The sequence below is a fragment of the Sphingobium cloacae genome (assembly GCF_002355855.1).
GTDB lineage: Bacteria > Pseudomonadota > Alphaproteobacteria > Sphingomonadales > Sphingomonadaceae > Sphingobium > Sphingobium cloacae.
Genome location: NZ_AP017655.1, coordinates 754,787 through 766,205, shown reverse-complemented (window position 1 = coordinate 766,205; position 11,419 = coordinate 754,787). Strand labels below are relative to the sequence as shown.

The 11,419-nt window shown below is 61.7% G+C and carries 14 protein-coding genes; 5 read left to right on the top strand and 9 right to left on the bottom strand.

Annotation, left to right across the window (positions count from 1 at the left end; translation table 11 throughout):
• Window positions 1–40: 40 nt before the first annotated feature.
• The 3 genes from ntrC to dusB are packed head-to-tail and all read right to left on the bottom strand — an operon-like array spanning window position 41 to window position 3,612.
• Window positions 41–1,486, bottom strand: a complete 1,446-nt coding sequence (gene ntrC, locus SCLO_RS03805) for a nitrogen regulation protein NR(I) (protein ID WP_066515974.1) — start codon at window positions 1,484–1,486, stop codon at window positions 41–43.
• Window positions 1,487–2,590 (bottom strand): two-component system sensor histidine kinase NtrB, encoded by a 1,104-nt coding sequence (locus SCLO_RS03800; RefSeq protein WP_096362088.1) that lies wholly within the window; start codon window positions 2,588–2,590, stop codon window positions 1,487–1,489.
• A 2-nt stretch (window positions 2,591–2,592) separates the two neighbouring features.
• Window positions 2,593–3,612, bottom strand: a complete 1,020-nt coding sequence (gene dusB, locus SCLO_RS03795) for a tRNA dihydrouridine synthase DusB (protein WP_066515963.1) — start codon at window positions 3,610–3,612, stop codon at window positions 2,593–2,595.
• A gap of 90 nt (window positions 3,613–3,702) precedes the next feature.
• Here dusB and SCLO_RS03790 point away from each other — a divergent pair, with 90 nt between their 5' ends.
• Window positions 3,703–4,893, top strand: a complete 1,191-nt coding sequence (locus SCLO_RS03790; protein ID WP_066515961.1) for a bifunctional 2-C-methyl-D-erythritol 4-phosphate cytidylyltransferase/2-C-methyl-D-erythritol 2,4-cyclodiphosphate synthase — start codon at window positions 3,703–3,705, stop codon at window positions 4,891–4,893.
• Between the two features lie 4 nt (window positions 4,894–4,897).
• Window positions 4,898–5,416, top strand: coding sequence for a CinA family protein (locus SCLO_RS03785; RefSeq protein WP_066515959.1), 519 nt, complete (start codon window positions 4,898–4,900; stop codon window positions 5,414–5,416).
• Here SCLO_RS03785 and SCLO_RS03780 read toward each other — a convergent pair.
• Together SCLO_RS03780 and lipA are read right to left on the bottom strand one after the other, a co-directional pair.
• Window positions 5,362–5,838, bottom strand: a complete 477-nt coding sequence (locus SCLO_RS03780; protein WP_066515957.1) for a type II toxin-antitoxin system RatA family toxin — start codon at window positions 5,836–5,838, stop codon at window positions 5,362–5,364. The two genes, SCLO_RS03785 and SCLO_RS03780, sit on opposite strands and share 55 nt — an antisense overlap.
• Window positions 5,839–5,842: 4 nt before the next feature.
• Complete coding sequence (lipA, locus tag SCLO_RS03775) at window positions 5,843–6,778, bottom strand: lipoyl synthase (protein ID WP_066515953.1); 936 nt, start codon at window positions 6,776–6,778, stop codon at window positions 5,843–5,845.
• Between the two features lie 65 nt (window positions 6,779–6,843).
• Between lipA and SCLO_RS03770 the strand changes: the two genes are divergently transcribed.
• Genes SCLO_RS03770 through SCLO_RS03760 form a run of 3 tightly spaced genes read left to right on the top strand, consistent with a single transcriptional unit; the run spans window position 6,844 to window position 8,527 of the window.
• Complete coding sequence (locus SCLO_RS03770) at window positions 6,844–7,497, top strand: carbonic anhydrase (protein ID WP_066515948.1); 654 nt, start codon at window positions 6,844–6,846, stop codon at window positions 7,495–7,497.
• Window positions 7,497–8,249 carry an NYN domain-containing protein gene (locus SCLO_RS03765; RefSeq protein ID WP_066515946.1) on the top strand — a complete coding sequence of 251 codons (753 nt, stop codon included), beginning with the start codon at window positions 7,497–7,499 and terminating at the stop codon, window positions 8,247–8,249. Before SCLO_RS03770 ends, SCLO_RS03765 begins: the two co-directional genes overlap by 1 nt.
• Window positions 8,246–8,527 (top strand): acylphosphatase, encoded by a 282-nt coding sequence (locus SCLO_RS03760; protein ID WP_066515944.1) that lies wholly within the window; start codon window positions 8,246–8,248, stop codon window positions 8,525–8,527. The genes SCLO_RS03765 and SCLO_RS03760 overlap by 4 nt, the downstream gene beginning before the upstream one ends.
• Before the next feature lie 50 nt (window positions 8,528–8,577).
• On the opposite strand, the gene SCLO_RS03755 is transcribed toward SCLO_RS03760, so the two are convergent.
• The 4 genes from SCLO_RS03755 to SCLO_RS03740 all read right to left on the bottom strand — a co-directional run bounded on the left by SCLO_RS03755 (window position 8,578) and on the right by SCLO_RS03740 (window position 11,321).
• Window positions 8,578–9,420, bottom strand: coding sequence for a MaoC family dehydratase (locus SCLO_RS03755; RefSeq protein ID WP_066515942.1), 843 nt, complete (start codon window positions 9,418–9,420; stop codon window positions 8,578–8,580).
• A gap of 137 nt (window positions 9,421–9,557) precedes the next feature.
• Entirely contained in the window at window positions 9,558–10,358 is an 801-nt protein-coding gene (locus SCLO_RS03750) for an HpcH/HpaI aldolase/citrate lyase family protein (protein ID WP_231923341.1), read from the bottom strand.
• Window positions 10,359–10,387: 29 nt separating this feature from the next.
• On the bottom strand, window positions 10,388–10,576 hold the full coding sequence (locus SCLO_RS03745) for a hypothetical protein (protein WP_066515934.1): 189 nt from the start codon (window positions 10,574–10,576) through the stop codon (window positions 10,388–10,390).
• Window positions 10,577–10,583: 7 nt separating this feature from the next.
• Window positions 10,584–11,321 carry an IclR family transcriptional regulator gene (locus SCLO_RS03740; protein WP_066515931.1) on the bottom strand — a complete coding sequence of 246 codons (738 nt, stop codon included), beginning with the start codon at window positions 11,319–11,321 and terminating at the stop codon, window positions 10,584–10,586.
• Window positions 11,322–11,419 lie beyond the last annotated feature (98 nt).

Sequence of the window (11,419 nt, the reverse complement as noted above, 5' to 3'; positions counted from 1 at the left end):
CCGCTTGTCGAACGCGATTGTCCGTTCGTCCTGTCGCCGATCAGTCGTTCAACCGCAATTGCAGCGGGTCCAGACCGTAATCCGTCAGTTTCTTGCGCAATGTGTTGCGATTGATGCCCAATAGCCCCGCCGCGCGAAGCTGGTTGCCGTCGACCCGCGTCAGTGTTTCCTCAAGCAGGATCGGTTCGACCACCGCCAACAGATCGTCGTGCAGATTGCGATGCAGGTCGGACAGTCCGACACCTAGCTGGCGCTTTGCCCATTCCCGCACCGCCTGCGCGAGATGCTCGGACGGGGCGGCGATATCGGCAAGGGTCGCATCCAGGGGGAGCGCATGCCGCAATATGTCCGCTGCAATCACATTTTCGCGGCTCAGCACCGCCAGGCGCTGCATGAGGTTCTGCAATTCGCGGACATTGCCGGGCCAATGATAAAGCATCAGCAATTGCGCGGCCTCGTCGGACAGTGATTTGCGCGGAAGCCCCTCCTGTGCCGCCTGGTCGAGAAAGTGCCGCGCCAATAGCATGACATCCTCGCGTCGTTCGCGCAAAGGCGGCAGAGAGATGGGAACGACATTCAGACGGTAATAAAGGTCCTGCCGAAACCGATTTTCCTCGATCAGTTGCGGCAGATTCTTATTGGTCGCGGCGATGATGCGGACATCGACGCGAACGGGTTTCGATCCACCGACCGTCGTGACCTCGCCGGACTGCAACACCCGGAGCAACCGGGTCTGCGCTTCCATCGGCATGTCGCCGATCTCATCGAGAAACAGCGTGCCGCCCTGCGCCTGCTCGAACTTTCCTGCGGTGCGGGCATGCGCGCCGGTGAAGGCGCCTTTTTCATAACCAAACAGTTCCGATTCGATAAGCTCACGCGGAATGGCAGCCATGTTGATCGCCACGAAAGGCTTCGTTCGTCGCTGGCCGAGGCTATGGATGGCTTCGGCCACCAACTCCTTGCCAGTGCCCGACTCTCCCAATACCAAAATGCTGAGATCATTGGAAAGAACGCGGGCAACGGTCCTGTAAACCTCCTGCATGGCGGGAGAACGCCCCACCAAAGGCAGTCCATCATGCGGAAGATTGGCCTCGATCGACTCCGCTTCCTCCCCCTCCCTCATTCTGAGCGCGTCAGACACCGCGCGTGTCAGTTCGTTCAGATCGAACGGTTTGGGAAGATATTCGAACGCCCCCTTTTCCGTCGCGCGGATCGCCGTGTTCAGAGTATTCTGCGCCGAAAGAATGATAATGTGCAATTCCGGCGAGCGCGCGAGGATGTCCGCGACATCCTCCAGACCGTCACCGTCGGGCAGCATCACATCCGTGATCAGCACGTCGGGCGCGAACGTCTCCAACAATGCCGTCCGTTCGCGAATGGAGGAGGCGATCTTTACCTTGTGTCCCTGTCGGCGAAGCGCCTCTCCGACCACGACACAGATGGCCGGATCATCATCAACCACCAATATGGAGCCCGTTCTCCGCATTTACATAGCTCCCATGGGCAGCAGGATACGGAAGGTGGACTCGCCCGCTTCGCGATCGCGCGAATATTGAACGATGCCGTTCATATCGCGCACCAGCTTGTCCACCAGGGCCAGTCCCAATCCCTGCCCGTCGCGCTTGCCGGTCACGAAAGGGTTGAAAAGGTGATCCAGGATATGATCGGGGACGCCAGCGCCATTATCCACGACCAGAATTTCTATCGGCAGGGCAGCGCTGCCCTTGCCCCCTTCCACGACCACCGACACGCCATGACGAAAAGCGGTTTCGACCCTGATCCAGGGTCGATCGACATCTTCCAGCGCTTCCGCCGCATTTTTCAGAAGGTTCAGCATGATCTGGACCAAGGCGTCGCCATTCATATTGGCGAATGGCAAGGAAGGATCATAACGTTTTATGATATCTATGCTTTTTGCATAACCTGCCTGCGATATCTCCGTCGCGCGGTCGAGAAACGGATAGATGTTGCCAGGCTGGCATTCCGGCAACCTATCGGACGTGAAGTCCTGCATGCGGTCTATCAAGGCCGCGATGCGATCCACCTCATTGCAAATCAATTGGGTCAGCGCGCAATCCCGGCCATCATTGCCGGACTCGATCAATTGCGCCGCTCCTCTGATCCCCGAAAGCGGATTCTTGATCTCATGGGCGAGGATGGCAGCGGCTCCCATCGCGGAGCGCGCCCCGCCGGAAGCCGTATGGCGGCCAATCCTTCGAGCCTGGCTTTGGCTGTGGATGGAAACGATGCGCCAGCCCTCATGATCGGTGACGGGGGCGATCATCAGGTCGACCTCCATCTCCGCCATTCGGCCGATATGAACCTTCACGTCATAGGCGGCGATGGGCTTGTTGCTGTGCCATATATCGAAGGGCGCACCCTTATCCGCCATGCGGAGCGTGCGCGCGATGTCGCTGTCCACAATCGCTGCGCGCCCCATGTTGAGCAGCGTTTCCGCGCGCACATTGGCGTCGGCAATGCTGTTATCCGGACGCACCACCAGCGTGGCGATGGGAAGAGCCGTCATCAATTCGGAAAGAGTGGGACCGTCCTGTTGCGAACATGGCGGCGGGATGGACGCCATCGCCATCGTCACGCAGCCTTGCGCGCCTCATCGGCCTGTTCGGCCGTCAGCAAGGGCTCATAGAAGCGGGCGAGCATATCCAGCACCTTTTCGCTATCCGGTTCCTGGTTCACGGCGTTGCGGAACTCCGCCGATCCAGGCAAGCCCTTGGTATACCAGCCGATATGCTTGCGGGCCATATTGACGCCGGTCACTTTGTCGTAATGCCTCAACATCGCGACATAATGCTCTATGATGGTTTGATATTGCTCCAGGAGCGAAGGGTCGCAACGCCGCTGCCCGGTAGCGAAAAAGTGCATCACCTGTCCGATCAGCCAGGGCCGCCCATAAGCCCCCCGCCCGATCATGACGCCATCGGCTCCGCTCTGTTCCAGGGCCGTCTCTGCATCCTCTATCGAGCAAATGTCTCCATTCACGATGACGGGAACGGTAACAGCCTCCTTCACCTTCCGCACGAAAGACCAGTCAGCCGTGCCCTTGTACATCTGGCATCGGGTGCGGCCATGGACGGTGATCATGCGCGCGCCAAGGTCCTCAGCGATACGGGCCAGTTCCGGCGCATTGAGGCTGGCATGATCCCATCCCATCCGCATCTTCACCGTCACAGGTACATTGACGGCCTTCACGGTGGCTTCGATCAGCGCTGCCGCCAGCGGCAAATCGCGCATAAGCGCGCTGCCCGCGTCGCCGTTCACGACTTTCTTCACCGGACATCCCATATTGATGTCGATGATGGCCGCGCCGCGATCCTCATTCAGCTTCGCCGCCTCGGCCATTTCCACGGGAGAACAACCTGCAAGCTGCATCGACACCGGCTCTTCCATCGGATCCCACGCCGCCTTTTGCAAGGACTGGCGCGTTTCACGGATCATCGCGGCAGACGCGATCATCTCCGTCACGTTCAATCCCGATCCATAGCGACGGACAAGCGTGCGGAAGGGCATGTCGGTCACGCCAGTCATCGGCGCGAGAATGACGGGCATATCGATCGTTACGGGCCCGATGGCGATAGGGGAAAGTCTGCGCATGGAAAGAATTGCCTAAAAAACAGGCAATGCCCCTAACGTAAAATCCTCTCCACGGCAAGCTGGGGCTAGGCGGGGCGCTCCGGCTGGACTATGCGCGCATGGATGGCGACGAGGGATAGGCTGAACAGGGCGGCGCTGCTGGTCGCCGCGGGGCAGGGCCGCCGTGCGGGTGGCGAGACCCCCAAGCAATTCCGGACTGTCGCAGGAAAAGCAGTCCTCGCCCATGCCTTTGACGCCTTGACGATGTGCGAGGGGATCGATGCTATCTTCGTCGTCATCGGTCCCGGACAGGAGCATGAGGCTCGCAACCTCCTCGCCACTCGCCCGGTCGCAGCGTTCATAGAAGGCGCCAGCAGCCGGCGGGGGTCCGTCCATGCCGGGCTGGAGCATATCGCCAGATGCGGCGGGGCAAGGGAAATACTCATCCACGATGCCGCGCGCCCTTTCCTGCCGCCTGCTGTTGTCCGCCGATTGACCGACGCACTGAACGGCGCAAAGGGCGCGATCCCCGTCCTCCCCGTCACGGATACACTGGTAACGGACGACACAGGCATGGCCGGGGCCATCGTTCCGCGCTCCTCCCTTCGCCATGTGCAGACGCCACAGGCCTTTCATTTCGACGCCATATTATCCGCCCATCGGACATGGAATAACGCGCTGGAAGCGACGGACGACGCGCAAATGCTCAGGGCCTGTGGTCATGACGTCGTGCTGGTCCGCGGCGATGAAAGGCTCTTCAAATTGACCTATCCGGAAGATTTCGAGAAAGCGCAGGCGCTGTTTGGGAACGGGCGCAGGACATGCGTCGGCATGGGCTATGACGTGCACCGGCTGACAGCGGACGCAGAGTTATGGCTGGGCGGCGTGCGAGTCGACTCGGAATTTGGCCTGGCCGGGCATAGCGACGCCGATGTCGCGCTCCACGCCGTCGTGGACGCGATTCTCGGAGCTTTATCGGATGGTGACATCGGCAGCCATTTTCCGCCGTCCGATCCGCAATGGAAAGGCGCATCCTCCGATCGCTTCCTTATCCATGCCTGCGATCGTGTCGCTTCGCGGGGGGGAGCCGTTGAGCATATAGATCTCACCATCATCTGCGAGGCGCCGAAAATCGGCCCCTACAGAGAGGCCATGCGGCAACGGATCGCCGAAATCGCAGGCCTCTCCGTCGAACGTGTCAGCGTGAAGGCCACCACTACAGAGCGGCTGGGCTTCGCGGGACGGCGGGAAGGCATAGCCGCACAGGCGGTTGCAACCCTTTCCCTTCCGGCGCTATTCTGATTCCATGCCCGACCATATCCTCCCCGCCCCTCTGATCGAACTTGCCGAGCGCGTCATCGCGGCGAACCGGCGCGCGGGTCGTACCGTCGCCGTAGCAGAGAGCTGCACGGGCGGCCTGGTATCCGCGGCCTTGACGGAGATCGCCGGTTCGTCAGACGTCTTTGAAGCCGGATTCATCACCTATTCCAATGAAATGAAAACCGAACTTCTCAAGGTTTCTCAAGATGTGCTGGAAACTTTCGGCGCAGTTTCCATCGCAACCGCATGGGCGATGGCGCAGGGCGCGTTGGTCAAAAGCCATGCCCATATCGCGGTCGCCATTACGGGCATCGCCGGGCCTGACGGCGGATCGGAACAGAAACCCGTGGGCACCGTCGTCTTTGCCCGTGCCGAGCGAGGCGGTAGTCCCGACAAGGTCGTCGCCGACATGCACTATTTCGAAGACAATGGTCGGGGCGGCGTCCGCCTTCAGGCGGCGCTCTGCGCGCTGGAACTGCTGCTGCCCGAGGCGCCTGCTCCATAAAGCGCCGCTGCCCGCGCCTCGAACGCGCCGATCATCTTGCGGAGCGCCTTGTCGAACACCTGCCCCGCCAGCATTTCGAACAGGCGATTCTTGAATTCGAATTCAACCTCGAAATCGACCAGCACGCCGCCCTTGCCGTCATCACGAAAATTCCACTGATTGTGGAGATGCTTCAGCGGACCGTCCAGATAATCGACCCGCACCGCATCCGGCCGGTGCTTTTCCACGCGGGAGGTGAAGCTCTCCTTGATCCCCTTGAAACCGACAATCATATCCGCAACCATTTCCGTCTCGCTGTCGGACCGGACACGGATCGCGCTCACCCAGGGAAGAAATTCGGGATAGGCCGCCACATTCGCCACGAGGTCGAACATCTGCTGAGGCGTGTAGGGAAGCGGCCGCGTCTCATTATGCTTGGGCATCGCTCTACCTGGTTGCCTTTGCCAGTTGCGACTCCCGCGCAGCTTTCATTTCCGCGAAATCCTTCCCCGCATGATAGCTCGACCGGGTCAGCGGGCTGGCCGCGACTTGCAGGAATCCCTTCGCGCGGGCAATCGCGGCATAGGCGTTGAAAGCTGCGGGCGTCACGAATTCCATGACCTTCGCGTGCTTCGGCGTGGGCTGAAGATACTGCCCCATCGTGAGAAAATCGATGTCGGCCGAACGCATGTCGTCCATCACCTGATGAACCTCCAGCCGCTCCTCTCCAAGGCCCAGCATGACCCCGGACTTGGTGAAGATGGATGGATCGAGCTTCTTGACCGACTCCAGCAATCGCAGCGACGCGTAATAGCGCGCGCCGGGCCGGATCGTGGGATAGAGCCGGGGTACGGTTTCCAGATTGTGATTGTAGACATCGGGCCGCGCCGCCACGATCATTTCCACGGCCCGCTCATGCTTGTTGCGGAAATCGGGCGTCAGGATTTCAATGGTGGTGTCCGGAGTCGTCCGGCGCAGCGCCTCGATCACCTTCACGAACTGCGAGGCCCCACCATCGGGCAGGTCGTCGCGGTCGACGGAAGTGATGACGATATGTTCCAGACCCATTTCCGCACAGGCATCCGCCAGATTCTGCGGCTCATGGGGATCGACCTTGCGCGGCATGCCGGTCTTGACGTTGCAGAAGGCGCAGGCCCGCGTGCATACGTCACCCAAAATCATGACGGTCGCATGCTTCTTGGTCCAGCACTCCCCGATATTGGGACAGGCCGCTTCTTCGCAAACCGTCGCCAATCCCTTGTCCCGCATCAGCTTGCGGGTTTCGTGATAACCGGCGCTGGTGGGCGCCTTCACGCGTATCCAGTCGGGCTTGCGGCTACGTCCGGAAGGAGCAGGCAGAGGTTGGGGAGCCATGTCGTTCATGCGCCCCCAGATAGCGATCCGGCCGGGGACTTGCCAGCCCTCAACTTGTGCGGCAGAGACAAATCATGACTGACTTTGCCGACATGCTCGATGGTTACCGCCGTTTCCGCAACACCGGTTGGGGCGAACAGCGGGAAAGATGGAGCGAACTCGCCGAGGGGCAGAGTCCGACGGTCATGGTCATTGCCTGCTCCGACAGCCGAGTCGACCCCGCCCAGATTTTCGATACCAGTCCCGGCGAAGTGTTCGTGGTCCGCAACGTCGCGGCTCTCGTCCCGCCTTTCGAAACCAATCCCGGCCATCATGGCGTTTCCGCCGCGCTGGAATTTGCGGTGCAGGTGTTGAAGGTCAACGAAATCGTCGTGATGGGCCATGGCAAATGCGGCGGCTGCAAGGCGGCGCTCAGCCAGGAATTGAAGGATGCGCCTCCCGGAGAAGGCGGCTTCATCGCCAACTGGATCGACATGCTGGATGAAGCGCGGGAGAATGTCGTCGCACGGTTCGGCGACGATCGCGGCCATGAAGCCCATCGGGCCATGGAACAGGAAGGCGTGAAGGTCAGCCTCGCCAACCTGCGGACCTTTCCCTGCATCCGTACCAAGGAAAGGTCGGGCGAATTGAAGCTGATCGGCTCCCTGTTCGCGATCGCCGATGGACAATTGCACCTGCTCGACGAAAGCACGGGCCAGTTCCACCCCGCCCCGCTGGACGCTGGCTGATGTCGTCGGAAGTACGGACGGGCAACGTCGCGCTGCTGATCGATGCGGATAATGTTTCCGCCGCTTATTTCGACCCGGTGCTGACCGTTCTGGCAGAACTGGGAACGGTCAATATCCGCCGGGCCTATGGCAATTGGAGCAAGCCCGCCCTCAAGGGATGGGCGGCGCAGGCCGTCACTCAGGCCATCGAAACGCAGCAGCAGTTCGACCTGACCAAAGGCAAGAACGCGACGGACATGAAGATGACCATCGACGCCATGGACCTGATGGCGAGCGGACGCGTCACCGGCTTCGGCCTGATGTCCAGCGACAGCGATTTCACGCCTTTGGTGACACGCATCCGGCAGGAAGGCATTCCGGTCTATGGTTTCGGCTCGGCGAAAACGGCGCAGGCCTTCCGAAGCGCCTGCACCCGATTTATCGATGTCGAAGCTTTGGGCCATAGTCGCGACGCGGACATGGCACCCGATCCACTTCCCGACGCGGGTGACGCCATCCCCGCAAAGCCGGAGGAGGAAAGCTCCGCCGTTTCCGAAGATGTGCTGAAGCTGCTCATCGACGCTTATGGCGCGGTCAAGCGCGACGAACAGGGTTTCGCCCGATTGAGCGAAGTGGGTCAGCTTGCGGGGAACAGGTCCAGTTTCGACGTCCGCAATTATGGTTTCAAGCGGCTGACCGATCTGGTGAAATCGGTAGGCAACTTCAAGGTCGAAACCCGCGACGGCCAAAGCTGGATCAAGCGGGTCCGGTGAGCGTCATTACCCGCCACCTCGTCATTCGTGGCCGGGTACAGGGTGTATTCTATCGCAACTGGATGGTGACGACGGCCCGTCAGCTAGGCTTGACCGGATGGGTTCGCAATTGCATGAATGCCACTGTCGAAGCCGTCGTGGAAGGCCCCCCGGAGGCCGTGGACCGGATCATTCAACTGGCGCATGATGGCCCGCCCGCCGCGAAGGTGGCTGAGATCGTGGTGCAGGACGCTCGACCGGGAAGCTTTTCAGGATTTGACAAGCGTCCCACGGTTTAGCTGTTGCATAAAATGCCTGCCGCCGGCAGCCGGGCGTTCCGAATGGCCGGTCAAAGGGTTTCGGCATAACCGTTGTTGAGGACCATGACTCCTCTTTCCTTCGCGATGGCGCGGAAGGAGGCATTGCCGTCCACCCCTTTCCATATTTCCACGGAAATGGTTTCGCCGGGATAGACCGGGCTGGAGAAACGGACGCCGATCTTCCTGAGGCGCGCGGGATCGTTGCCGCACAGCGCTGCCAATATGGCCCTGCCCGCCACGCCGAAGGTGCAAAGCCCGTGGAGGATAGGCCGTTCGAACCCGACCGCCTGCGCGGCTGCGGGATCGATGTGCAACGGGTTGTAATCGCCGGACAAGCGATAGAGCAACGCCTGGTTGGGCGCGGTGGCGAGCGTCACCACGGCGTCCGGGGTCCGGTCATCCGGCACCGGCCGCGGCGCGGGCTGCCCTTCCGAGGTGCCGCCAAAGCCGCCATTGCCGCGCAACATCGAACTGTTGGTGACGGTGGCGATATGCGCGCCCTGCGCGTCATGGATCTGGCGCATCTGGCGGACGACGGCCCCCTTCCCCTCCCCCTTGTCCCAGATCCGTTCGACTTGGTTGATGCTGGAGAATCGCCCTTCGACAGGCAGGGGGCGGTGCAGCAGCACCTCCGTCTCGCCATGCACGATCCGTCCGGTGTCGATGCCGAGTTCAGGGTCCATCCAGAAATGAAAGCCGGGATAGCCGATCGCCGCCGCCATGGTGGGCAGCGCGACCAACTGCTTTTCATAGACGAAAGGCAGTTCCTCCGCCCCCACGCCCAGCGCGTAGATCATCGTGTCCCGCCGCGACCAATCATTGTCGATGGGAACTTTGCGAGCGAGAAGGGCTTGGGGCGAGAAAGGCTGCATGTTCCAGGTTCCTGTGAATTTTGTGCCGCATAGGGAAGAGCCATCGCAAGCCCTCCGGCCAATTCTTCAATGGGGCCCCGGCCCGAAGCGGCTGAGGGTCCATTGCCGACGTGGAAGGCCGACAGGCATTGCGCGCCTCATCGATCCGCGGCGCGCATGGCTCGCGCGCGGGCCAGAATCTGTTCCGCGTGGCGCAGCACCGGGGGGTCCACCATGATGCCGTCGATGCTGACCGCGCCCTGATCCCCGACGCTCGCCACCCGCTGCGCCCAGTCGATTTCCTCGGCGGTGGGGGCGAAGCCTTCCAGAACCGCCGCGATCTGCCTGGGATGGATACACAGCTTGCCGGAGAAACCGAGCGCGGCGGCGCGGCGCGCATCGTCCCGCACTTTCGTGGCGTCGTCCAGTTCCAGCGTCACGCCGTCCATCGGCGCGGCGATGCCCCCCAGCCTGGAGGCGAGGACGACCGTCGAACGCGCATGAAGCAGGGCGTCCCATTCATTGGCGCAGCCCAGATCGGCGGAGAAATCGATCGAGCCGAAAGCAAGGCGCTGCACCCCCTCGCACCGTGCCAGCGCCATCGCCTGCGCCACGCCCAGCGCGGTTTCGATGAGCGCGATGACGGGCTTTCCGGGCACGGCGGCGCGTATGGCGGCGATGTCGGCCGCTTCCTCGCTCTTGGGAAGCATCACCGCGTCGAAGGGAAGGCGGGCGGCGGCGGCCAGATCCCGTTCATGCCATGGGGTGCCGGCCGCGTTGACCCGCAGGATTCGCGTCACGGGCGGCAGTTCCACCTGCATCAGCCTTTCGCGCGCGGCATCCTTGTCGGCGGCGGTGACGGCATCCTCCAGATCGACGATGATGGCGTCCGCGCCGCACTGGGCCGCCTTGGCGAAGCGTTCCGGACGAGTCGCGGGGACAAAGATGGGGGCGATCACCAACAGGCCGCCTGGGGAAACTTGCGTCATCATATCTTTCCAGCTTGGGGGGAGAGCAGGCCTTTACCGGGCGTCCTGTCGAAACTGTTGGCCAGCGCCGCTTGCCCCCTGTCGTCATAGTCCCGTTTCTGTCGGAAACCGACGGAAAGCATGCTCGATTTTCGACCGGTTGTCAGAAAGAATTTTCCCGGATCGTCAAGAAACGCGCCTTTCATCATCCCCCCTTCAGGACTGGAAGGCCGGTGCGCCGGCCAGGCGGATGAGGGCCTCTCCCAGGTCCGAAAGCCCCTTCTCATCACGCGAACGGGCGAAGATCGAGGCGGAAAGGCCAAAGCCCGTCCGCAAATGGGGCATCGCGACCGCCAGCGAACAAATCCCCGCATGCGCATATCCATCGTCCACCGCAAAGCCATGCAGCGCCGCGTTGCGGACCTGCTCCTTATACTCAGCGAAGGACAGCGCGGATTGCCAACGCACCGTGGAAAAGCGCCGTTCCAGTTCCTCATCGTCCACCTCTTGCGCCGCCGCCAGGGCACGGCCGACCGCGCCGCCGCCCAGGGGCTGGCGCTGCCCTTCCGTCAGGTGAATCCGCATGGGCCCGGCGCTTTCGCCATAGGCCACCAGGCGCAGACGCCCGCCGGGAACAAGCTGCCACAAGGCCGTCGAAACATCATGCGTCCGCGCAAACCGGGCCAGTAAGGGCCGCGAGCGGTCCACGACGCCCTGCGCCCCCCCTTCCCTCAGCGCATCGAACCGGCTCCACGCCTGCGCCAACTGATACCGCTTCCCCTGCGCGTCGCGCTCGACAATGCCTTCCTCCACCAGTGTCCGCAACAGGTTGAGGCCGCTGGACGGGCTGAGTCCCAGGGATCGCCCGATGTCCGAAAGCGACAGGGGACGCCCTTCGGCCAGAAGCCGGATAATGGCGAAAGCCTGAGAAACGGAGCGGACGGGACCAGTCATTCGAATCCTTTTATTTTCATATATGTGAAAAATAATTCCTCATCTTGCAAGTATTATTTGAAAGGGCTATCGGGTGCCGCATCCTTTTCATCATAAAG